Source organism: Pseudomonas sp. M20, assembly GCF_045037865.1.
Taxonomy (GTDB): Bacteria; Pseudomonadota; Gammaproteobacteria; order Pseudomonadales; family Pseudomonadaceae; genus Aquipseudomonas.
The window spans coordinates 406,281-429,235 of the sequence record NZ_CP173611.1 but is presented as its reverse complement, the minus strand read 5'-3'; the positions used below and the strand labels follow the sequence as shown (position 1 = coordinate 429,235).

The following is a 22,955-nucleotide window of genomic DNA, read 5'->3' as shown; positions in this document are numbered from 1 at the left end:
CGTCGCCGGTTTTTTCAGGGTGGCACGCATTCATGGGAGACAATCCCGGCCCATGCTATCGTGCCCGCCCGTCCTGCCGACCCTTCGCCCAGCATGCTGCCGACTTCCCGTACCCTGCGTCTGTCGTTGTATACCCTGCTGATCATCGCCGGCGCGGCGCTTGCCGCCACGCTTGCTATCCGCCACGCCGAACGTCAGGCGCTGGAAGAAGACGCCGCACGCGCCAACCAGCAACTGGCGTTGTACGCCAACTCCCTGCACACCCTGATCGACCGCTACCGCGCCCTGCCCGCCGTACTGGCGCTGGACCCGCAATTGCGTTCGGCGCTGGCTGGGCCGGTCGATGCCGACGAACAGGCGGCGCTGAATCTCAAGCTGGAAAAGATCAACGGCGCGGCGCAGTCCTCGACTCTTGAACTGCTCGATCACACCGGTCTGGCCGTGGCGGCGAGCAACTGGCGTCTGCCGAGCAGTTACGTCGGCCACAATTACGGTTTCCGCCCCTACTTCAGTCAGACCCGTACCCAAGGCACCGGGCGTTTTTACGCGGTGGGCGTGACCAGCGGAATTCCCGGCTACTTCCTCTCCAGCGCGGTACTTGGCGATAACGACGAGTTCCTCGGCGCGATGGTGGTCAAGCTGGAATTCCCCGAGCTGGAACGCGAGTGGAGCCAGGGCAATGACACGCTGCTGGTCAGCGATGCGCGCGGGATCATCTTCATCGCCAATCAGCCCGGCTGGCGTTATCGCGCGTTACGGCCGTTGAGCGCCCGCGACATGGATGAGATCAAAGCCACCCGGCAGTACGACAAGCAATCGCTGCAGCCCTTGACTCATTTATCGCTGCGTCGCTTCGATGACAACAGTGATCTGCGCCGTGTCGAAGGCCCCGAGGGCACAGCGGATTATCTATGGGAATCACTGCCCCTGAGCGCCGAAGGCTGGACCCTGCATCTGCTGCGTCATCCGCAAGTAGCGTTCGAAGATCTGCGCAACGCCGGACTGGCCGCCGCCGGGGTGTGGCTGGCGCTGGTGTTTCTGTTGCTGTTTCTCAACCAGCGCTGGCGCCTGTCGAAGATTCGCCAGCGTAACCGCGAAGAGCTTGAACAATTGGTGGAAGAACGCACCCGCGACTTGCGTACCGCGCAGGACGGTCTGGTGCAATCGGCCAAACTCGCCGCGCTCGGCCAAATGTCCGCCGCGCTGGCCCATGAAATCAATCAGCCGCTGACCGCTCAGCGCATGCAACTGGCGACCTTGCGCCTGCTGCTCGACCATGGCCGGGTCGACGATGCCTATAAGGCGCTGAAACCGGTGGACGAGATGCTCACGCGCATGGCCGCCCTCACCGGCCACCTGAAAACCTTCGCACGCAAAAGTCCCAGCGGCTTGCGCGAACGGCTGGATCTGGCGACGGTGGTCGATCAATCATTGCAGTTGCTCGATGCGCGGCTGCGCGACGAACAGGTCAGTCTGGTGTTGCACCTGACGCGTCCGGCGTGGGTGCGCGGTGATGCGATTCGTCTCGAACAGGTGCTGATCAACCTGCTGCGCAACGCCCTCGATGCGATGCAGGGCAAACCCTGCAAGCGTCTGCAGATCCGTCTGGAAGCCGATGAACAACTGTGGCGCCTGAGCGTCAGCGACAATGGCGGTGGCATTGCCGAAGACCATTTGGGCCAGGTCTTCGATCCGTTTTTCACCACCAAACCGGTGGGTGACGGCCTGGGCCTCGGTTTGGCGGTATCCTTCGCCATCGTGCATGAATCCGGCGGTCGTCTGAGCGCCGAGAATGGCGACAGTGGCGCGGTGTTCAGCCTGACTTTGCCGATCGATCTGGAGGCGCGTATCTGATGCTCAATTCGGTAATGGTGGTCGATGACGAAAGCAGCATTCGCAGCGCCGTCGAGCAGTGGCTGAGCCTGTCGGGGTTCGAGGTGCAGTTGTTCAGCCGCGCCGAAGACTGCCTCGCCGCCCTGCCCGCACATTTTGCCGGGGTGATCCTCAGCGACGTCCGTATGCCCGGCATGGGCGGGCTGGCGTTATTGGCCGAGGTGCAAAAACGCGACGCTGATCTGCCGGTGATTCTGCTCACCGGTCATGGCGATGTACCGATGGCCGTCGAGGCGATGCGCGACGGTGCCTATGACTTTCTGGAAAAACCGTTCAGTCCGGAAACCCTGCTTGGCAGCTTGCGCCGGGCGCTGGACAAACGTCGTCTGATTCTGGAAAACCGTGCGCTGCACGAACAGGCCGACAACCGCGCGAAACTTGATTCGACATTGCTCGGCGTGTCGCGTGGTTTGCAGACCCTGCGTCGGCAAGTGCTGGACCTGGCGGCGTTGCCGGTCAACGTATTGATCCGTGGTGAAACCGGCAGCGGCAAGGAACTGGTTGCACGTTGCCTGCATGATTTCGGCCCGCGCGCGGCCAAGCCGTTCGTGGCGCTGAACTGCGCGGCGATTCCTGAGCAACTGTTCGAGGCCGAGTTGTTCGGTCATGAAAGCGGCGCGTTTACCGGAGCTTCGGGCAAGCGCATCGGCAAACTCGAATACGCCGATGGCGGCACCTTGTTTCTCGATGAGATCGAAAGCATGCCGCTGGCGCAACAGGTCAAACTGCTGCGCGTATTGCAGGAGCAGAAGCTTGAACGGCTGGGATCGAACCAGAGCATTCGTGTCGATCTGCGGATTGTCGCGGCGACCAAACCGGATCTGCTCGACGAGGCTCGGGCCGGGCGTTTTCGCGAGGATCTGGCCTATCGCCTGAACGTCGCCGAACTGCGCTTGCCGCCGTTGCGCGATCGCCGCGAAGACATCCCGTTGCTGTTCGAAACCTTCGCCCACAATGCCGCTGAACGCTTGGGGCGGACCTTTCCACCCTTGAGTGGCGCGCAGTTGAGTCATCTGCTCAGCCACGACTGGCCGGGCAACGTGCGCGAACTGGCCAACGTTGCCGAACGCCAGGTGTTGGGGCTGGATGAGCCTGCGCCGGGAATTGATCCGGGGCAATCGCTGGCGGCGCAACAGGAGGCGTTTGAGGCGCAGTGTTTGCGTGCAGCGCTGACCCGGCACAAGGGCGATGTGAAAGCGGTGCTTGAAGAGTTGCAACTGCCGCGCCGCACGTTCAATGAAAAACTGCAGCGGCATGGGTTGAGTCGGGAGATGTTTCTGAGCGAGTGAGTCGGGCTTGGGACTTTCTGTGTGGCTGGAATCCATCCCCCTCACCCCAGCCCTCTCCCTCAAGGGGGAGAGGGGGGAAAGGGAGCCGATCTTCATGCTTTTCAAACCTGAGTTCGACTCGATATTCCAGGTCGGCGTAACCCTCAAGAACACCGCGGTCAGTCCCCTCTCCCCCCGGGAGAGGGCTAGGGTGAGGGGCTTTTGATCTCAGCTCCAATAAGCGGAAATCCGCTCACACAATCAGATCCATCGGCACAAATCCGCTCACCCAATCCCGCCCCCCCCCTCTAAACCGGCCCTCCCCCCGTTGGCACACCTCCTGCTATAGCCCTCGCAGGCTGCGTTCCAACGCGCTCCACAAAAACAATTAAACGAAGGATCCTTCAATGGATAACTCCAACGCCCTGCCACTTGGGTCGGCTGCCGCGCCCGCCAAAGAAAGAACCACCGCCAGCCGGATCAAATCGATCTTCAGCGGTTCCGTCGGCAACATGGTCGAGTGGTACGACTGGTACGTGTATGCCGCCTTCTCCCTGTACTTCGCGAAAACCTTCTTCCCTGCCGGTTCCACCACCGCCCAACTGATGAACACCGCCGCGATTTTCGCCGTCGGCTTTCTGATGCGTCCGATCGGTGGCTGGCTGATGGGCATGTACGCCGACAAGGTCGGCCGTAAAAAAGCCTTGATGGCCTCGGTCTACCTGATGTGCTTCGGCTCGCTGCTGATCGCCCTCAGCCCGAACTACGAAACCATCGGCATCGGCGCGCCGATCCTGCTGGTGTTCGCGCGTTTGCTGCAAGGCCTGTCAGTCGGTGGTGAATATGGCACCTCGGCGACCTATCTCTCGGAGATGGCGACCAAGGAACGTCGCGGCTTCTTCTCCAGCTTCCAGTACGTAACACTGATCTCCGGCCAGCTCATCGCGCTGGGCGTACTGATCGTGCTGCAGAACGTGCTGACCACTGAACAGCTGTACGCGTGGGGCTGGCGTATTCCGTTCGCCATCGGCGCGCTGTGTGCAGTCGTGGCGCTTTACCTGCGTCGCGGCATGGAAGAAACCGAGTCGTTCACCAAGAAAGAAAAGTCCAAGGAAAGCGCCATGCGCACCTTGATGCGCCACCCCAAAGAGCTGCTGACCGTGGTCGGCCTGACCATGGGCGGCACCCTGGCGTTCTACACCTACACCACTTACATGCAGAAATACCTGGTGAACACGGTCGGCATGAGCATCTCCGACTCGACCACCATTTCTGCCGCCACGCTGTTCCTGTTCATGTGCCTGCAGCCGATCATCGGCGGCCTGTCGGACAAGATCGGTCGTCGTCCGATCCTGATTGCCTTCGGCGTGCTGGGGACGATCTTCACCGTGCCAATCCTGATGACCCTGCACACCATTCAGACCTGGTGGGGCGCGTTCTTCCTGATCATGGCGGCGCTGATCATCGTCAGCGGCTACACCTCGATCAACGCGGTGGTCAAAGCTGAATTGTTCCCGACTGAAATCCGCGCCCTGGGCGTCGGCCTGCCGTACGCACTGACCGTATCGATCTTCGGCGGCACCGCCGAATACATCGCGCTGTGGTTCAAGAGCATCGGCATGGAAACCGGTTACTACTGGTACGTGACGGCGTGCATCGCCGTATCGTTGCTGGTGTATATCACCATGAAGGACACCCAGAAGCATTCGCGCATCGTTACTGACTGATCGGGTTTTCACAGCCACTGCAATGGTGGCTGTGATGGACTCTTCGCGAGCAGGCTCGCTCCCACATCTGGAAGGCATTTCCCTGTGGGAGCGAGCCTGCTCGCGATTGGGTCAACGCGTTATCCAAACCTGCATGAAAAATCCCTTACACACGCCGCAGAGCGATTAATCGCTAATTAATGCTGCCCGTTCATTGTGCAATCACCTGATCGATGACCTGCGCGACGCTCGCTCCGACGACGAAAGCGAATATTTTGCGCCGCCCTTAACATCAATTTAATCGATTGTTTTTAGCATCAATTTGCGCTTTTTAATCAATTTAGTTGGCGTAGCATTAGACCCATGCAAGACACACCCGCCAACGAATCTGGAGTAACCGACATGAAAACCCAACTGATCCTCGCCCTGACCCTTTCCGTACTGGCCGCTAATACCTTTGCTGCCGACGGCTCGGATCGCACCAAATCCGCCGATTTCATCAACGGCGCCAGCGCCGCCATCGAAACCAGCCACACCGGTACTTATGCCGCTGACGGTTTTGATAAAACCAATATTGGCAAAGCTGTTGCTGCCGATGGTTTCGACAAAACCAACCTGGGTAAAACGGTCGCGGCTGACGGCTTCGATAAAACCGGCACTGCTGCTGCCATCAGCTAACACAGCGCAGTTCCTCCACAGCCCGGCCTTGGCCGGGCTTAGTCATTTCTGGGGGATGAAGATTTCTGAATTCCACACAAACCCTTGTAGGAGTGAGCCTGCTCGCGATAGCGGCGGGTCAGTCAAACATCTATCAACTGACACACCGCTATCGCGAGCAGGCTCACTCCTACACGGGGTTTTGCGTCTGGCTGGAAATATGCGGGGCGTCCTTGCACTATGGCTGCATCCGAAACGCAGCCTCAGGAATTCACCCACCATGCCCGATGACATCCACTTCTACGAACCCGCCAACGGCCACGGTCTGCCCCACGATCCGTTCAACGCTATCGTCGGTCCGCGCCCGATCGGCTGGATTTCCTCGCAGGATGCCAATGGTCAGCTCAACCTGGCGCCGTACAGCTTCTTCAACGCCTTCAACTACATTCCGCCGATCATTGGTTTCTCCAGCGTCGGGCGCAAAGACAGCCTGAACAACATCGAGCAGACCGGCGAATTTGCCTGGAACCTCGCCACCCGGCCGCTGGCCGAGCAGATGAACCAGAGCTGCGCGATGGTCGCGCCTGAGGTCAATGAATTCGAATTGGCAGGATTGACGACGGTCGCGTCAAAGGTGATCTCGGTGCCGCGCGTAGCCGAAAGTCCGGTGTCCTTCGAGTGCAAGGTCACCCAGATCATTCAGTTGCAGCGTGCCGATGGCGAGACGGTGCCGAGCTGGCTGGTCCTCGGCGAAGTGGTCGCCGTGCACATTGCCAAGTGGCTGTTGAAGGACGGCATCTACGACACCGCCGCGGCAGAACCGATTCTGCGCGGCGGCGGGCCGGCCGATTATTTCCAACTGGGGCCTGAGGCCCTGTTCAAGATGTGGCGGCCGGGCGCCAACAAGTAACGCGTTACCAGATCAACTCGGCGTCTTCAGTGACGCCCTTGAGGTTATCCAGCTCATTGATCGCCGCTTCATCGGCGGCAATGGCGCCGGGGAAGATCTGATCATTCAGCAGTTTGTGAAAGCGTGGTGCGCCGCCATCGACCAGGGCCTTGACCGCGATTGCCGCGTGATAGCCCTTGTTGCCGCCCAACTCGACGGGGACGACTGCGGAAACTGCTTCGAAGTGTTCGAACTCTTTACGTGCCATGTCACACATCCCGGCTCAGACAAATTAAGCCGGACATTAAACCCTCAACCGACGAGTTTGTGTACCGGCGCCGGGCACTGACCGAGGGCTTGTGCCGCCGACACGTCCTTGAAGGTGTGGAAGTCGAGGCTGTTGACCACCAGTTCCTGCACCAACTCGGCGAAGATTTCCATCGACGGGCTGTTGAAATAGTTGGTCATCATTTGCTGACTGCTCCAGAAGCCGGAGACCAGCCACAACTCGGGATCACACTGCGAATGCTGCAAGGCAAAGCTCAGGCAACCGGGGGCGGCGCGGGACGGCTCGATCAACGCACTGAGGCGTACACCGAGTTCCGCCGAACGCCCGGCGCGCGCTCGAACGAAGGCCATATGACTGACGGGAATCTGCTTGGACATGTTCAACCCTCCCAGGGAGTCGCGTGGCAGCCGGGGGACGGGCTGCGACAGGATCAAAGGTTAAGGGCCGCACGCCCGCCGCCGTTAGTCGATTCCTGCCGCCGCGTTGCACAATCCTGCGAGACTGCATGCAGAACCTGTAACAACCTGTAAACCTGTGCAACACGTCTGTCATACGCGTTTTGTGTAGGAGTTGCCGAAGGCTGCGATCTTTTGATTTTGCTTTAAAGATCAACAGATCGCAGCCTTCGGCAGCTCCTACAGGGTTGGATCGCGACAGGCGCGGAGACACCCCGGGGCAGAATCAGGCAAGCATTTCGCAGGATGTGTCTACCGCTCGCGCTTGCACAAACATATGCTCTGCTCCATTCCACCTCTCCTGCCGAGGATGCCGTGCATGACGTCATTCGATCGTTTTCAAGCCGAACCCAGCGCTGACATGGAAAAACAGCGTGCGGAACTGGCGGCGATCATCCGCCGCAACACCACTGACGATGGCAGCTACGAGACCGCCATTGGCTCGCTGTTCATGTCGCGCCACACAAAATCCCACGACTTTGCCCCGGTGCTCGCGCAACCGGCGCTGTGCATCATGGCGCAGGGACGCAAAGAGGTGCGGCTGGCCGACGAGTACTTCAATTACGACCCGCTGAATTATCTGGTGGTGTCGGTTTCAATGCCGCTGAGTGGGCGCGTGGTCAACGTATCGCCGGAGGATCCGATCCTCGCCGTGCGCCTGGATATCGACCCGACAGAAATCACCGCACTGATCGCCGACGCAGGTCCCATGGGTGTACCAACCCGGCCAACCGGGCGTGGTTTGTATGTCGAGCAAATCGACAGCTCCATGCTCGATGCGGTGTTGCGTCTGGCCCGTCTGCTCGATGCGCCGAAAGACATCGCCATGCTCGCGCCGCTGATTCGCCGGGAGATTCTTTATCGCCTGCTGCGCAGTCCGCAGGGGCATCGCTTGTATGAAATCGCGATTGCCAACAGCCAGAGTCATCGCATCAGCCAGGCGATCAAATGGCTCAACGGCAACTTTGAACAGCCATTGCGTATTGATGATCTGGCGAAAGAAGTGAATCTGAGTGTGTCGACCTTGCATCACCGCTTCAAAGCGATGACGGCGATGAGTCCGCTGCAGTATCAGAAGCAGTTGCGCTTGCAGGAAGCGCGGCGGTTGATGTTGGCGGAGGGGCTGGAAGCGTCGGCGGCGGGGTATCGGGTGGGGTATGAGAGTCCGTCGCAATTCAGCCGCGAATACAGCCGGCTGTTTGGTGCGCCGCCGTTAAGGGATCTGGCGCGGTTGCGACTTTCGGTGTGACCGTTAGAAGCCCCTCACCCTAACCCTCTCCCGGAGGGAGAGGGAACTGATTGGGGGATATTCAGGAAATACACCGACCTGAAAATGCTTCACCGAATCCATAATCGACTCGATCTCTCAGGTCGATGGACAGCGCCAGACACTTCGGTCGGCCCCCTCTCCCTCTGGGAGAGGGCTGGGGTGAGGGTCGGCTTTCCAAGTGCTTTGACGAATCCATAATCGACCGGATTTTTCAGGTCGATGGACAGCGCCAGACACCTCGGTCGGCCCCCTCTCCCTCCGGGAGAGGGCTGGGGTGAGGGTCGGCTTTTACACCGCCCGGATTACGTGTTTGATTTCCTGAAACGCGGCCAGGCCCCAAGGCCCCAGCTCACGACCAATACTGCTCTGCTTGTACCCGCCCCACGCCGCCTGCGGGAAAATCACTTGCGGCGCATTGATCCAAACCATCCCCGCCTGCAAGGCATTGGCCACGCGATCCGCCGCAGCGGCATCGCTCGTCACAACACTGGCTACCAAGCCAAACGGCGTGTCATTGGCCAAGGCAATCGCCTGCGCTTCAGTGGCGAAACCGCGCACACACAACACCGGCCCGAAAATTTCTTCACACCACAGCGCGCTGTCCAGCGGCACATCGGTAAACACTGTCGGCTGCAAGAAATAGCCGCGCGGCAGATCCGCCGGGCGATTGCCGCCACAGATCAATCGCGCACCCGCGCTCAAGCCACGATCGATGTGCCCAAGCACTCGCTGATACTGCGCCTGATTAACCAGCGCGCCCATTTCCACGTTCGGGTCAAACGGATCGGCAACCCGAATCGCTTGTGCACGCTTGTGCAAACGGCGGAGGAATTCCTCTTCCAGCTCATCAGCCACCAGCACACGACTGGTGGCCGAACACATCTGCCCGGCGTTGAAAAATGCGCCGCCACAGGCCAGCTCAACCGCCAGATCGAGATCTGCATCCACCAACACCAGCAGCGAAGATTTACCGCCCAACTCCAGGCTGACACCCTTAACCGTTTCCGCTGCGCGCTGCATCACTTGCACGCCGACTGCGTTGCTGCCGGTAAAGGAAATCTTGGCAATACGCGGATCTGCCGACAACGGCGCACCGACCGCCAAACCGGTACCGCAGACCAGATTGAACACGCCGTTCGGCAGACCCGATTCCGCGATGATCGCCGCCAGCTCCAGCTCCGGTAGCGGCGTGACTTCCGACGGTTTCAGCACCACGCAGCAACCGGCGGCGAGGGCCGGCGCGAGTTTCCACGCCGTGGTGACCATCGGGAAATTCCACGGCACGATCAGCCCGACCACTCCGCACGGTTCGCGGCGCAGGCGTGCGCTGAAATCATCGCTGGGCAGCGGCACGTTGCTGTCCTGTTGGGCGTCGAGGCCTTCAGCGAGTTCGGCGTAGTACTCGAATGTGGCGATCACGTCATCGACATCGATAGCCGCTTCGAACTGCGGTTTGCCATTGTTGCTCGACTGCAATTTCATCAAGTGCTCGCGACCGTTGCGCACGCCATTGGCGATGTTGCGCAGGATTGCGCCGCGCTCGGCACCGCTGGTTTTCGACCAGCTCTTGAAGGCTTCGCTGGCGGCCGCAACGGCTTGGTCGACGGCGTGCTCGTCACCGCCATTGACCGTGGTCAGCAGTGCTTCGGTGGCCGGGTTGATCACCCGCAGATGTTCGCGGCCGGCCGACCATTGGCCGTTGATGTAGAGGCCGTCGAGTGTGGTTGGGAAACTGCTCATTGCGCCACCGCCTTCATCCATTGGCTCTGGTCGATTTCAATCAGGGTCGGGCCCTGACGATCGCTTGCACTGCGCAACGCGGTGCGCAGTTGTTCGATGCTGCTGATCGCTTCAGCCGCGCAGCCGAGGCCCTTCGCCACAGCGACGAAATCCGGGGTGTAGATGTCCACGCCGACCGGCTTGATGGCGCGGTTGAGCATGTATTTCTTGATCTCTTCGTAGCCCTGGTTATTCCACAACAGGACGATCACCGGCACCCGCGCTTCGACGGCGCTGGCCAGTTCCGGCAGGGTGAATTGCAGGCCGCCGTCGCCGATCAGGCACACCACCGGAGGGCGTGCGCCTTGGTCGGTTTGGCCGCCGAGCCAGGCACCAATCGCTGCCGGCAAGGCGTAACCAAGCGTGCCGTAACCGGTCGAGGCATTGAACCAGCGACGCGGATGATCCGGGTTGAACGTCAGATTGCCGGTGTACACCGGTTGCGTCGAGTCGCCGACGAATACGGTGGGCAACTCATCGAGTACGGTGTCGAGGAAACGGGTTTGCGCGAGGGTCGGTGCATCCCAGCTTGCGGCCAGTTCGGCGCGCAGTTTGCCGGCGCGGGCCTGCCCCCAATCGCTGCTGCGCTCGCCGAGCTTTTGCTGCGACAGCATGTTCAACAAAGCTTGCGCGGCGTTGCGCGCATCGGCCACCAGCGCCAGATGCGGCGGGTAGTTGCGCACGGTTTGATCGGCGTCGATATCGATGCGCAGCAGTTTGCCGGGAATCTCGAAACCGCCAGCGAAAGTGACGTCGTAATCGGTCTCAGCCAGTTCAGTGCCGATGGCCAACACCACATCGGCATCAGCCACCAGCGCGCGGGTGGCAACCAGCGTCTGAGTCGAACCGATCAGCAGCGGATGGCTGCCCGGCAGCATGCCTTTGGCATTGATCGTCAGCGCCACCGGAGAGTCGAGCAACTCGGCAAGTCTGGTCAGCTCGGGCGCTGCGTCGATGGCACCGCCACCGGCCAGAATCAGCGGACGTTTGGCTTCAGCCAACAGCTCGCTCATGCGTTTGACGGCCGCTGGCGCAGCGCCGGCGCGGTCGATATTGACCGGCACACTGGCGAGCAATTCATCGGTGTTTTCGACCAGCACGTCCAACGGTATTTCGATGTGCACCGGACGTGGACGACCGGCCTGAAACAAAGCAAACGCACGCGCCAGCACCACTGGTAATTCGGCGGCGGACATCAAGGTATGCGAGAACGCCGCAACACCTGCGACCAGTGCGCTCTGATTCGGCAATTCATGCAGCTTGCCGCGCCCACCGCCCAACTGACTGCGCGATTGCACACTGGAGATCACCAGCATCGGGATCGAATCGGCGTAGGCCTGGCCCATGGCGGTGGTGATGTTGGTCATGCCCGGGCCGGTGATGATGAAGCACACGCCCGGTTTGCCAGCGGTGCGCGCGTAGCCGTCGGCCATGAACCCGGCGCCCTGCTCATGCCGCGGGGTGACGTGACGAATGCTCGAACGCGCCAGCCCGCGATACAGCTCCACGGTGTGCACCCCGGGAATGCCGAACACCAGCTCGACCCCGTAACCTTCGAGTAACTTGACCAGTACTTCGCCACACGTCGCCATGTCGATTGCCCTTCTTGTTCGCTGAAGACACAGAGCCTTTCTGTAGGAGTGAGCCTGCTCGCGATGGCGTCTGTACATTCAACATTGCGGTGACTGACTCACCGCTATCGCGAGCAGGCTCACTCCTACAAAGAGCCCTTCATGGCTTCATTGGAACGGTCGGCAGGTAGCGGCAACAATCGATTAAAAGTCATACTAGCCATGTCCTCACGTCATACCTTGGATCCCCATGAAACGCCTGCCTCCCCTGCCCGCCCTGCACACGTTTCTGATTACCGCGCAGTGCTGCAACTTCACCCGCGCCGCCGAGCAGTTGCACATCACCCAGGGCGCAGTGAGCAGACAGATCGCCGGGCTGGAAGCGCATCTCGGTTATCCGCTGTTCATCCGCCTGGCCCGTGGCCTGGCGCTGACCGCCGAAGGACGTGAATGGCTACCGCGTGTGGAAAAAGTCTTCGGCCTGATCAGCGAAGCCACCGAGCAAATCGGCCTGCAGCGCGAAACCCTGCAACTCAAAGCGCCGAGCTGCGTGATGCGCTGGCTGCTGCCGCGCTTGCTGCAATGGCAGAAAGAACGTCCGGACGTGCCGGTAAAACTCACCGCCTCGCTGCAACACGGCGTGGACTTTCAGCGCGAGCAATTTGATGCAGCGGTGATCTACGGCCCGCCACCGGATAACTCCCCGGGCGCCTTGCACCTGTTTGATGAGCAACTGACGCCGGTCTGTTCACCGGCTTTGCTCAAAGGTTCGCCTGCGTTGAATTCACCAGCGGATCTGCAACAGCATCTGCTGCTGCACCCCACTCACGATATTCAGGATTGGTCGGTGTGGCTGAACGCGGCTGAGCTGCGGCTGAACAACATCGGCAGCGGCCAGCATTTCGAAACGCTGGATCAGGCGATGTCGATGGCGTCGCACGGGACGGGGGTGGCGATCGGCGATTGGTCGTTGATTGGTGATGACTTGCGCGCGGGGCGGCTGGTGATGCCGTTTGATTTGAAGGTGAAGACGGGGCTGGCGTATTACATGGTGGTGCCTACGGGAACCGAGCCTTCGCCGCAGCTGGAAGAATTGATGATCTGGTTGGTTGAGCAGGCGCATTGGCGGTGAGGCTTTTTTCCCTCACCCTAACCCTCTCCCAGAGGGAGAGGGGACTGATTGTGGGTTGCTGAAGAAATACACCGACCTGAAAATGCTGTACCGAATCCATAATCGACTCGATCACTCAGGTCGATGTACAACGCCAGACAACTCGGTCGGCTCCCTCTCCTTCGGGAGAGGGCTGGGGTGAGGGGCGAGGTTTCACTCAATACCCGACAGTAAACCGCTGACGCGAATGCTTCGGAGTTTCCACTTCGTCGATCAGCGCAATCGCGTAGTCAGCAAAGGTAATCCAGCTACGCCCCTCGGCACTCACCAGCAAATGATCCTGGCCGACACGGAAACTACCCGTGCGCTCACCTTCAACAAACTCTGCCGACGGGGACAGGAAGGTCCAGTCCAGATCCTGCTCCTGACGCAACGCCTCAAGAAACGCCGCACCGGCACTGGCTTCAGCTTTGTACTCTGCCGGGAAACCCGCGCTGTCGATCACTCGCGTATCGTCCGGCAGCAACAACGAACCGGCACCGCCGACCACCAGCAAACGCTTCACACCCGCCTGCTTCACTGGCCCGACAATCGCCGCCGCTGGCACTGTGGCGAAATGCGCGGCGGTGATCACCACATCGTGACCGGCCACTGCGTCTTGCAGCGCAGCCGAATCCAGCACATCGACATTCTTGCTGAGCACACCAGCACGGGCGCCGATCTTCGAGGTGTCGCGGGCGATAGCGGTAACGCTATGGCCGCGACGCAGGGCTTCTTCCAGCAGTTGGCTACCGGCACGGCCGGTGGCACCAATGATTGCGATCTTGCTCATGACATTCTCCAGTTGGCTTGAGAGTGCTGCGGTTTCGTAAATCGGCTTACCACTGCATTTCGCCCTTGGCGACTTTCGCGCTCAGCTCCAGCGAGCTTTCTTCGCCGAGCTTCGGGTAGCGCTTTTTCATCGCGGCGATCAGTGCGGTGGAGTCTTTGGCCCTGGCGGTTTCCGCGTCGAAAGCCTTAATGTAGTCGGCGGTGAATTTCACGCTGGCCAGCGAACGGCTGCTGTCGCCCAAGTAGTGACCTGGCACCACGGTGTTCGGCTTGAGGGTTTCGATCGAGTGCAGGGTTTCCAGCCAGTCGGCATGAGATTGTGCGGTCTGGGTGTCAGCCATCCACACATGGATGTTCTCGGCGACAACCACACCACCGACCACGGCCTTGAGCGACGGAATCCACACAAAACTGCGATCCGGTTGTTTGCCGTCCAGGCCGACAACCTGCAATTTCTGCCCTTCGAGCATCAGGTTGTCGCCCTTGAGCACACCCGGCACGATGGTTTTCGCCGGAACGTCAGCGCCCATTTTCGGGCCCCAGAAGGCCAGTTTGCCGGCGAAGGTTTTGTTGATGTGATCGACGGTCGGTTGCGAAGCCAGCACCTTGGCGTCGGGGAACGCCTGAGTCAGGGTGTCGAGGCCGAAGTAGTAATCCGGGTCACCGTGGCTGATGTAAATGGTGGTCAGGTGCTTGCCGCTGGCGCGGATCTTTTCCACGACTTGTTCAGCCTGGGATTTGCCGAATTGCGCATCAACGAGGATCGCGTCTTTCTCGCCGCTGATCAGCACCGAGGTCACCGGGAAAATCGCCTTTGTCCCTGGGTTATAGACGTCGAGGGTGAGGTTGGCCGCCGCTGCATGCGCGGCGAAACCCAGGGAAGCGGTGGCGAGCAGAAAGCGTTTGAGTGTGGTGAAGCCGATCATCTGTTGCTCCGGTGTCCGAATGCCGTGTTTGGCGATGGGACAGAGCTTAGTTGCCTGACTCAGTACAAAAAATGCGATGCTTGAACATAGTTTGTTTCTGAAAGCGGGCAAATAATGGATCGTCTCCAAGCAATGCGGGTGTTTGTCACGGTGGTGGATCTGGGCAGTCAGTCGGCTGCGGCTGATCATCTGGACCTTTCGCGACCGGTGGTTTCACGTTATCTGGCGGAGCTGGAGGATTGGGTCGGCGCCCGCCTGATGCACCGCACCACGCGCAAATTGAGCCTGACCGCCGCCGGCAGCGAAATCCTGCCGCGCTGTCGGCAGATGCTCGAACTGTCGACGGACATGCAGGCGGCGGTCAGCGAACCCCACGATGCACCGCGCGGCTTGCTGCGAATCAGCGTCAGCACCTCGTTCGGGCAGGCGCAACTGGCCGACGCGATGGCCGCTTACGTCAAACGCTATCCCGGTGTGAGCATCGATCTGCAAATGCTCGATCGCACGGTGAATCTGGTGGATGAGCGCATCGACTTGGCAATTCGCACCAGTAACGATCTCGACCCGAATCTGATCGCCCGACGCCTGACAGTTTGTCGTTCGGTAGTCTGCGCCGCACCGGCTTATCTGCAGGAGCAAGCGGCGCCGTTGCGGGTCGAGGAACTGAGCCGACACAACTGCCTTACGCACTCGTATTTCGGCAAGAGCCTGTGGCATTTCGAGGAGGATGGCGAACCGGTTTCAGTACCGGTGCAGGGCAATATCAGCGCCAACGAGGCCAGCACATTATTGCGCGCGACGCTGGCCGGCGCCGGGGTGGCGATGCTGCCGACCTATCAGGCCGGTGTGCATATTCACAGCGGTGAACTGGTCCGCCTGCTGCCGCATGCCGAACCACGACAAATGAACATCTACGCGGTGTACGCCTCGCGCAAACACATGCCGGCAGCGCTGCGCAGCATGCTGGATTTCCTGGTGCTCAGATTTCCCGAAAATCCCGAATGGGATGAAGCAGCGTCAAGCGTCAAGCCACAAGCTGCGAGCTAGCTGCACCGTAATTCATCTTGACGCTTGCCGCTCCAAGCTTGCAGCTGCCCTTACCTGACCTATGCTGAAAGTAATACCGCAGGGTATGTCGTTCAGAGGTCTACGCCATGAACATCAAAACAAGAAGGTACTTCGCGATTTTCATTACCTGCGCCGCCACGCTGGCGCTGTACGGCACCGCTGCCTGGCGGGTCGAACAGCTGCGACAGCTGCCGCGCGAGTATGCGAGCTGCAACTTCGAGCGGTGCATTCCGCACAATGCCACGCTGAACGCATTGCGCTGAATCATCTGGGCTGGAATGCGATTCTGTGTGGGAGCGAGCCTGCTCGCTCCCACAGTAGACCGCAGCGCTTAGAGGGTTATTGCTCGGCCTTCAGGCTGTCGCGGAAAGCCTTTGGCGATATCCCCACCCGGCGCCGAAACAGGCGCGTGAAGTTGGTCGGATCGGAAAACCCCAACAACTCCGACATCTCGTAAATCGTCATGCTGGTGTAGGTCAGCAAGCGCTTGGCCTCCAGCAACTGCCGTTCATGCATGATCTGCAACGCTGGTTGCCCGGCCAGCTCACGGCAGGTGCCATTGAGGTGCGACACCGAAATGCCCAATCGATGGGCCAGGTCTTCGACCTTCACGTGCTGGCGATAAGTCTCCTCGACCAACTGAATAAAGCCATTGAGGTATTCGCGCTGACGTTGCGGCCGCTGACTGGCTTTGTGCCGCACGATCGCCTGCCGACTGACCCAGACCATGATCACGCTGACCAGCGAATGCATGAGCATTTCCCGCGCCGGTTGATGACCGTTATATTCAGCCTGCAACGCCGAAAAAAGGCTGTTGAGGTAATCGCCGTCGTTGCCTGCCGGGTAGTTTTCCGCGCTGGCCAGCGCATGTACCGAATCGCCCAGTTGCGCCTGCAAGTGGTTGATCAGTGGTGTGGCGAGGGTAACGATGAACCCTTCGACGTCTTCGGAAAAACGAAAGCCGTGCACCGACAACGGTGGCAGCACCTGAATCGCCGGGGTCTGGAGTTGCGTGCGTTGCCCTTCGATCTCAAGCTCTGCCTGACCTTTGAAGACGAAGAGTAATTGGCACAAATCAGCATGGCGGTGGGGTTTGATTTCCCACTCATGTTCGCGACTGCGGGAGGAAATGGTTTCACAGTGCAGCAAGTCAGGGGTCGGCCAGTCCAGGCTTTCACCGTAGAGCTTGAACACTGGAATCGAAGGCAGCTCAGGCTTGTTCATCACTTCAATCCAGGCCTCGGGGTTGTGGGCGATAATCGCACCGATTGGCAGAATGTACAGGTATCGGCTCAGTTTTCACCTTCAATTGACAGACCCGCAAGGGAAAAATGCAAGCACTCGATCCATAAAAATCATTCACCGGTCTTGGCCGCGTGAAGCTTGCGAGTCATAAAAACAATGAAAACGCTGAAAACCCAAGTCGCCATTATTGGCGCCGGTCCGTCCGGATTGCTCCTCGGCCAGTTGTTGCACAACGCCGGCATCGATACCCTCATCCTCGAACGCCAGACTCCCGATTATGTACTCGGCCGTATCCGCGCCGGTGTGCTTGAACAAGGCATGGTAGAGCTGTTGCGTCAGGCTGGCGTGAGTCGGCGCATGGACGCCGAAGGGCTGGTGCATGGCGGTTTCGATCTGGCCCTGGACGGGCGTCAGGTGCACATCGATCTGCACGCGCTGACTGGCGGCAAGACGGTGATGATCTACGGTCAGACTGAAGTGACTCGTGACCTGATGGCCGCTCGTCGGGAGACTGGCGCGCTGACGATTTACCAGGCACGCGATGTCGTTCCTCATGGCATGAAAAGCGACGAAGCTTTTGTCACCTTCGAAAAGGACGGCGAAACCTTTCGCGTCGATTGCGATTACATCGCCGGTTGCGACGGTTTCCACGGCGTCGCTCGCCAATCGATTCCGGCCGATAGCCTGAAAGTGTTCGAGCGGGTTTATCCGTTTGGCTGGCTGGGAATTCTCGCCGACACGCCGCCGGTGCATGAGGAGCTGGTCTACGCCCGTCATGAACGCGGCTTTGCCTTGTGCAGCATGCGCTCGGCCACCCGCACACGTTATTACCTGCAAGTGCCGGCGGATGAAAACGTCGATGCCTGGAGCGATCAGCGCTTTTGGGATGAATTGAAAAAACGCCTGCCAGTGGAGCTTGCCGAAAAACTGGTCACCGGCCCGTCGATTGAAAAAAGCATCGCGCCGCTGCGCAGTTTTGTCGTTGAGCCGATGCAGTACGGGCGGATGTTTCTGATCGGCGACGCGGCACATATCGTCCCGCCCACTGGCGCCAAGGGTTTGAACCTGGCGGCAAGTGACGTCAGCACGCTGTTCAATATTCTGCTGAAGGTTTACCGCGACGATCGCACCGATCTGCTGGAGAAATACTCGGAAATCTGCCTGCGCCGAGTATGGAAGGCCGAGCGCTTTTCCTGGTGGATGACTTCCATGCTGCACCGCTTCGATGATCACGATGACTTCAGCCAGCGCATCAGCGCTTCGGAACTGGACTACTTTGTCAGTTCAGAAGCAGGGCGAAAAACCATTGCAGAAAATTACGTCGGACTTCCGTACGAGGCTATCGAATAGCCTGCTACCGACTTACACTGGCGAGCATCCCCGCTCGCCTGACGATCTGCGGGACTCTCACTGCCCGCAGGTTTTGCCCGTGACCAATCTCAATCAGCCTGAAACGCCCAAACCGGCCATTCGCAGCGTGCTGGTCGCGCTGATGATGGCGATCTTTCTCGGCGCGCTCGACCAGACCATCGTCGCCGTGTCGATGCCGGCCATTTCTGCGCAGTTCAAGGACGTAAGCCTGCTGGCCTGGGTAATTTCCGGGTACATGGTCGCGATGACCGTGGCGGTGCCGATCTACGGCAAGCTCGGCGACTTGTACGGGCGGCGCAAATTGATGCTGTTCGGCATGGGCGTGTTCACCCTCGCCTCCCTGTTTTGCGGCATGGCACAAAGCATGGAGCAACTGGTGCTGGCGCGGATCCTTCAGGGCATCGGCGCCGGCGGGATGATTTCGGTAAGTCAGGCGATCATCGGCGACATCGTGCCGCCGCGTGAACGCGGGCGTTATCAGGGTTACTTCAGCAGCATGTACGCGGTGGCCAGCGTTGCCGGTCCGGTGCTTGGCGGGTACATGACCGAATATCTGTCTTGGCGCTGGGTATTTCTGATCAACCTGCCGCTGGGACTTGGCGCGTATTGGGTGGCGCGACGCAATCTGCGCGGCTTGCCGATTCCGCAACGCAAACCGGTCATCGACTACCTCGGCACAATGTTGATGATCATCGGCCTGACCGCGCTGCTATTGGGCATTACTCAGGTCGGCCAGGGTCATTCGTGGCGCAGCGCTGAAGTCCTCGGTTTGTTCGCTTGTGCGGTGGTGGTGCTGGCGCTGTTTGTCTGGCACGAGCGGCGTGCCCGTGAGCCATTGCTGCCGATGCACCTGTTCGCCAACCGCAACGCCCTGCTGTGCTGGTGCACGATTTTCTTCACCAGTTTCCAGGCGATTTCGCTGATTGTGCTGATGCCGCTGCGCTTTCAGACCGTCACCGGTGCCGGTGCTGACAGCGCCGCCCTGCACTTGCTGCCGTTGGCGATGGGACTGCCGATTGGTGCATTTTTCGCTGGCCGACGTACGTCGATCACCGGGCGTTACAAACCACAGATTCTGACCGGCGCTCTGCTGATGCCGATCGCGATTCTCGGTATGGCGTCCAGCCCGCCCGAGGCGACGCTGGTCAGTGGTCTGTTCATGCTGCTCTGCGGTATTTCCAGCGGCATGCAGTTTCCAACCTCGTTGGTCGGCACCCAGAATTCGGTGGAACAACGCGACATCGGTGTAGCGACCAGCACTACCAACCTGTTTCGCTCTCTGGGCGGCGCAGTGGGTGTGGCGTTGATGTCGGCGCTGTTACTGGCGTTGCTGCAGGATTCAAGTTTCGCCCATCTGGCCAGCAGTTCGCTGATGAGCGAAGGTCATTCGGGTAACGTCTTGCTGGATGGTCTGAACGCCGCGCCGGGTGATGCGCAGAACGCCTTGCGTGCGGAGTTGCTGGTGACGTTCCGGCATCTGTTGTGGGTGAGTGCGGCGGTATCGTTGCTCGGGTTGGCAGCGGCGATTGCGATGCCTAACAACCTGCTGCGCGGGCGCGAGCACGGCGCCAAATAACCGCAAAAGATCGCAGCCTTCGGCAACTCCTACATGCGCATGCATAACCCTGTAGGAGCTGCCGAAGGCTGCGATCTTTTGATCTTCATGGGCTGTAGTAACCCACCGCAACGAGGAAATGCCCGGCCTTCTTCAGGTAAGCATGCTTGTCCTCGACCTTGCCGGTCACCGGGTTTTTCCAGCGATATTCATATTCGCCCTCATCCTGCTTGCCGATCAGCGCCAGAATCGGCTCGCCCACCGGTTTGCCTTCCGGATCCTTGACCTTACCGAAGTCGGTGTTGATCAAGCGCAGATTGGTGCCGTGGGCAACGTAACGCTGGGTGTTCAGGTCGACCACAAACACGTACAAGTCATCCTGTAAGTAACCGCCCTTGAGCGAATTGATCGCCGTCAACGTGCCCTTCTCGTCTTTGCCCAGATCAGTCGCCGCTTTGTCGAGCAATGCCTTGGCCTGTTCGGCCGAGGCTCGCGGCAAGTAATAACCGACCGCCAGAATTCGCTGGCCGATGCGTTGATAAAACACATGCTTGCGCTCGACCTTGCCATCGGACCAGTTCTGCCAACGGTATTCAGCCTGCTGGATGCCATTGCCTTCCGGCACTTTCAAAGCGTCCTTGAAGGTTTTCTGCAAATCAGGGCCGAGCACCTCACTGACATCACGGCCGATCAAAGCCGAGGAAGGCCCGCCGCTGGCGAGCATCACGCCTTTGGTATCGACCACGAACACATAGCGATCCTTGTCGACGAACTCGCCCTGGCGGCTGAACGCGGCGAACGCCTTGTCACCGTTGTCGTGGTAATAGGCCAAGGCTTTTTCCAGCAAGGCGATGGCGGCCTGGCTGTCATCCTTGGCGGTCGTGGCGGCGCTGGCCTGGCCGAAACCGGCCAGTAACATCACGCCGAGCCAGGCCACTTTATGCAAAAACCCCATAGCGCATCCCTCGTTCTTGTTGGTGTTTCAAGAGCGTAGACGGCTTGGGGTGATGTACGAGTATTCAGAATGATGCAGGGGATTACAGAATCCCCTGCACTGATCAACAAAGCTTATGGGCGGGAATTGATCTGCTGCTGCAAATTCTGAATCTGCGCCTGAAGGGTGTTGATGTTGCGGGTCATCTGCCCACGGAAGGCATCGAACTCAGCGGTATTGCCGCCACCCTGAGGAGCCGCCGGGCGGTTGTCCTGCTCGCTTTTGAGTACAACGATTTCCTGTTCGAGACGATCGATCGCCGCGCTCGGATTGCCCTGCTTTTTCAGTGCAGCAATATCAGCGCCGAGGCTTTTGAACTGCGCATCGAATGCTTTCAACTGCGCGTCGACCTTGCTGGTGTCGGCCGGCGTGCTTTTCACCGTCGCCAATTCCGCAGTCAAGGCTTTGACCTGCGCCTGCAACTGGGTATTGGCGTTCTGCTGTTCGGTGGTCTGCGCAGTCATCTGCGCCAGTCGCTTGTCCAGATCACTGGCCTGCCCTGCTACGCCTTGCTGCTGTTTGCTCTGATCGAGCAGCTTGCCTTCGAGCTGTTTGATTTGCAGCTTCAGGGCCTCGCTGTCACTGGTGACGTTGGACTGACTGGCGACGACCTTGCCGGAAATGTCCTGCAGGCGTCCGGCCGCTTCTTCGCTGATTCGCGCGAAGCTTTCCTGAGTCGCGACCAGTTGCTGCTCCATCAACGAGATCTGCTGGAAACTCCACCAGGCCAGACCGACGAAGGCGAAGAACAGCGCACCGACCAAGGCCCACAATGGCCCGGTGCTCGCGGCTTTGACCTTGACCACCGGCGGCGTGCGCGAGTGTACGGAGGTGCGGGCGGTGGTCGGAATGTCATCGTCGTCGAAGGTGTCGGCACGCAAGCTCGGGACATCATCGAAATCGTCGTGGGCATCATTACGCATGGACATTGAGGCAACCTTTGTGAAACGCGGTGATGGCTAAATGCTGCGAAGTATAACCGCCGCAGCCGCAGGGATTGACCCCCAAGCGGCTACACGGTTCATTGCCGCCCGGCCGAATCGTTTCAACGGATGTCCTGAGCTTTCCACCACGCGCAGAACTCATCCAGCGCCGACCACAGGCTGACTTTCGGATCGTAGTCCAGATAATGCCGGGCGCGGCTGATGTCGAGGGTGAAATTTTTTTTCATTACCTGCATGCCCAGGCGCGACAGGGTTGGCTCCGGACGCCCGGGCCAGAGCTTGCACGCCCCTTCGTTGAGCGCCGCAACGCTATAGGCCAGACCATACGAACGGTACTTGGTGACCTGCGGCACTTCCATCTTGCGCATCACGTAATTGACCACATCCCACAACGGTACCGGTGTGCCATTGCTGATGTTGTAGGCCTTGCCCAGCGCGGAACCGGCGGCCAGCAAGCTGCTGAGCATTGCTTCGTTGAGGTTCTGCACACTGGTGAAATCGACCTTGTTCAGGCCATTGCCGATGATCGCCAGCCGGCCCTTGCGCTGCATGTTAAGCAGGCGCGGGAAGATGCTCATGTCGCCGGCGCCGGTGACGAAACGCGGGCGCAGGGCGATGGTTTCGAGGCCGAATTCCTGCGCGCCGAAGACCTTTTGCTCGGCCAGGTACTTGGTCGCGGCGTAGTGATGTTTGAAGCGCTTGGGCACTTGCTCTTCGGTCAGATTGAGGTGATCACGGCCATCGAAGTAGATCGACGGCGACGACAGATGCACCAATCGCCGGACGCGCTGCTTCAGGCAGGCTTCGACGACGTTTTCGGTGACCTGTACGTTGCCTTGGTGAAAGTCCTGATATCGGCCCCACAGCCCGACAGCCCCAGCGCAGTGCACCACGGCTTCGACGTCGGAACACAGTTCGCGTACCAGGTCGGGATCGGTCAGATCGCCGGGGACAAACTCGGCACCACGGCGCACCAGATGTTCGACGCTCTCGGCCCGGCGACCGTTGACCCGCACGTCCAGGCCCTGCTCCAGGGCGAAACGCGCAAAGCGCCCGCCAATGAAGCCGCTTGCGCCGGTGACCAGAATTTTCATGCAAAACTCCAACAAAAAAGCAGCTGCGAGCATCAAGCC

Annotated in this window: 21 protein-coding genes; 11 read left to right on the top strand and 10 right to left on the bottom strand. The window is 59.8% G+C overall.

The features are described 5' to 3' along the window. Positions 1-93 precede the first annotated feature (93 nt). The 5 genes from ACI514_RS01890 (at position 94) to ACI514_RS01870 (ending at position 6,434) form a co-directional block, all read left to right on the top strand. Entirely contained in the window at positions 94-1,854 is a 1,761-nt protein-coding gene (locus ACI514_RS01890; RefSeq protein ID WP_405124186.1) for an ATP-binding protein, read from the top strand. Continuing rightward, on the top strand, positions 1,854-3,182 hold the full coding sequence (locus tag ACI514_RS01885) for a sigma-54 dependent transcriptional regulator (RefSeq protein ID WP_160059207.1): 1,329 nt from the start codon (positions 1,854-1,856) through the stop codon (positions 3,180-3,182). Before ACI514_RS01890 ends, ACI514_RS01885 begins: the two co-directional genes overlap by 1 nt. Before the next feature lie 386 nt (positions 3,183-3,568). Next, positions 3,569-4,888: an MFS transporter gene (locus ACI514_RS01880; RefSeq protein ID WP_093430526.1), complete on the top strand. Its 1,320-nt coding sequence runs from the start codon at positions 3,569-3,571 to the stop codon at positions 4,886-4,888. Positions 4,889-5,269: 381 nt separating this feature from the next. Continuing rightward, positions 5,270-5,545 (top strand): hypothetical protein, encoded by a 276-nt coding sequence (locus tag ACI514_RS01875; RefSeq protein WP_405122982.1) that lies wholly within the window; start codon positions 5,270-5,272, stop codon positions 5,543-5,545. Between the two features lie 259 nt (positions 5,546-5,804). Further along, on the top strand, positions 5,805-6,434 hold the full coding sequence (locus ACI514_RS01870) for a flavin reductase family protein (protein ID WP_397482360.1): 630 nt from the start codon (positions 5,805-5,807) through the stop codon (positions 6,432-6,434). A gap of 4 nt (positions 6,435-6,438) precedes the next feature. Here ACI514_RS01870 and ACI514_RS01865 read toward each other — a convergent pair whose 3' ends face one another. Beyond that, entirely contained in the window at positions 6,439-6,681 is a 243-nt protein-coding gene (locus tag ACI514_RS01865) for a hypothetical protein (RefSeq protein ID WP_095048247.1), read from the bottom strand. Between the two features lie 44 nt (positions 6,682-6,725). Then, positions 6,726-7,079, bottom strand: a complete 354-nt coding sequence (locus tag ACI514_RS01860; RefSeq protein WP_093430529.1) for a putative quinol monooxygenase — start codon at positions 7,077-7,079, stop codon at positions 6,726-6,728. A gap of 397 nt (positions 7,080-7,476) precedes the next feature. Between ACI514_RS01860 and ACI514_RS01855 the strand changes: the two genes are divergently transcribed. Then, positions 7,477-8,406: an AraC family transcriptional regulator gene (locus ACI514_RS01855; protein WP_102901084.1), complete on the top strand. Its 930-nt coding sequence runs from the start codon at positions 7,477-7,479 to the stop codon at positions 8,404-8,406. Between the two features lie 309 nt (positions 8,407-8,715). On the opposite strand, the gene ACI514_RS01850 is transcribed toward ACI514_RS01855, so the two are convergent. Both ACI514_RS01850 and ACI514_RS01845 read right to left on the bottom strand, forming a co-directional pair. Then, positions 8,716-10,167 (bottom strand): aldehyde dehydrogenase family protein, encoded by a 1,452-nt coding sequence (locus ACI514_RS01850; protein WP_405122981.1) that lies wholly within the window; start codon positions 10,165-10,167, stop codon positions 8,716-8,718. Continuing rightward, positions 10,164-11,798 (bottom strand): 5-guanidino-2-oxopentanoate decarboxylase, encoded by a 1,635-nt coding sequence (locus tag ACI514_RS01845; RefSeq protein WP_405122980.1) that lies wholly within the window; start codon positions 11,796-11,798, stop codon positions 10,164-10,166. Before ACI514_RS01845 ends, ACI514_RS01850 begins: the two co-directional genes overlap by 4 nt. 229 nt (positions 11,799-12,027) lie before the next feature. Between ACI514_RS01845 and ACI514_RS01840 the strand changes: the two genes are divergently transcribed. Further along, on the top strand, positions 12,028-12,909 hold the full coding sequence (locus tag ACI514_RS01840) for a LysR substrate-binding domain-containing protein (RefSeq protein WP_160059210.1): 882 nt from the start codon (positions 12,028-12,030) through the stop codon (positions 12,907-12,909). Between the two features lie 196 nt (positions 12,910-13,105). Here ACI514_RS01840 and ACI514_RS01835 read toward each other — a convergent pair whose 3' ends face one another. Together ACI514_RS01835 and ACI514_RS01830 are read right to left on the bottom strand one after the other, a co-directional pair. Further along, positions 13,106-13,720, bottom strand: coding sequence for an NAD(P)-dependent oxidoreductase (locus ACI514_RS01835; RefSeq protein WP_160059211.1), 615 nt, complete (start codon positions 13,718-13,720; stop codon positions 13,106-13,108). Between the two features lie 46 nt (positions 13,721-13,766). Then, complete coding sequence (locus ACI514_RS01830) at positions 13,767-14,645, bottom strand: MBL fold metallo-hydrolase (RefSeq protein WP_405122979.1); 879 nt, start codon at positions 14,643-14,645, stop codon at positions 13,767-13,769. A gap of 114 nt (positions 14,646-14,759) precedes the next feature. Between ACI514_RS01830 and ACI514_RS01825 the strand changes: the two genes are divergently transcribed. Then, positions 14,760-15,692 carry a LysR family transcriptional regulator gene (locus ACI514_RS01825; RefSeq protein WP_160059213.1) on the top strand — a complete coding sequence of 311 codons (933 nt, stop codon included), beginning with the start codon at positions 14,760-14,762 and terminating at the stop codon, positions 15,690-15,692. 107 nt (positions 15,693-15,799) lie between these two features. Further along, positions 15,800-15,976: a hypothetical protein gene (locus tag ACI514_RS01820; RefSeq protein ID WP_008085463.1), complete on the top strand. Its 177-nt coding sequence runs from the start codon at positions 15,800-15,802 to the stop codon at positions 15,974-15,976. 76 nt (positions 15,977-16,052) lie between these two features. On the opposite strand, the gene ACI514_RS01815 is transcribed toward ACI514_RS01820, so the two are convergent. Further along, the gene (locus ACI514_RS01815; protein ID WP_160059214.1) at positions 16,053-16,937 is read right to left on the bottom strand and encodes a helix-turn-helix domain-containing protein; all 885 of its coding nucleotides are present in this window, start codon (positions 16,935-16,937) and stop codon (positions 16,053-16,055) included. Positions 16,938-17,123: 186 nt separating this feature from the next. On the opposite strand from ACI514_RS01815, the gene pobA reads away from it, so the two are divergent. Both pobA and ACI514_RS01805 read left to right on the top strand, forming a co-directional pair. After that, a complete protein-coding gene (gene pobA / locus ACI514_RS01810) occupies positions 17,124-18,308 on the top strand; it encodes a 4-hydroxybenzoate 3-monooxygenase (protein WP_405124185.1) in 1,185 nt (394 codons plus the stop codon). A gap of 79 nt (positions 18,309-18,387) precedes the next feature. After that, the gene (locus tag ACI514_RS01805; protein WP_405122978.1) at positions 18,388-19,905 is read left to right on the top strand and encodes an MDR family MFS transporter; all 1,518 of its coding nucleotides are present in this window, start codon (positions 18,388-18,390) and stop codon (positions 19,903-19,905) included. 85 nt (positions 19,906-19,990) lie between these two features. On the opposite strand, the gene ACI514_RS01800 is transcribed toward ACI514_RS01805, so the two are convergent. From ACI514_RS01800 to ACI514_RS01790, 3 genes are all read right to left on the bottom strand, one after another. Beyond that, positions 19,991-20,839 (bottom strand): cache domain-containing protein, encoded by an 849-nt coding sequence (locus ACI514_RS01800; RefSeq protein WP_405122977.1) that lies wholly within the window; start codon positions 20,837-20,839, stop codon positions 19,991-19,993. 113 nt (positions 20,840-20,952) lie between these two features. After that, complete coding sequence (locus ACI514_RS01795; protein ID WP_093430545.1) at positions 20,953-21,807, bottom strand: ATPase; 855 nt, start codon at positions 21,805-21,807, stop codon at positions 20,953-20,955. 116 nt (positions 21,808-21,923) lie between these two features. Beyond that, positions 21,924-22,916, bottom strand: a complete 993-nt coding sequence (locus ACI514_RS01790; protein WP_160059219.1) for an NAD(P)-dependent oxidoreductase — start codon at positions 22,914-22,916, stop codon at positions 21,924-21,926. Positions 22,917-22,955 lie beyond the last annotated feature (39 nt).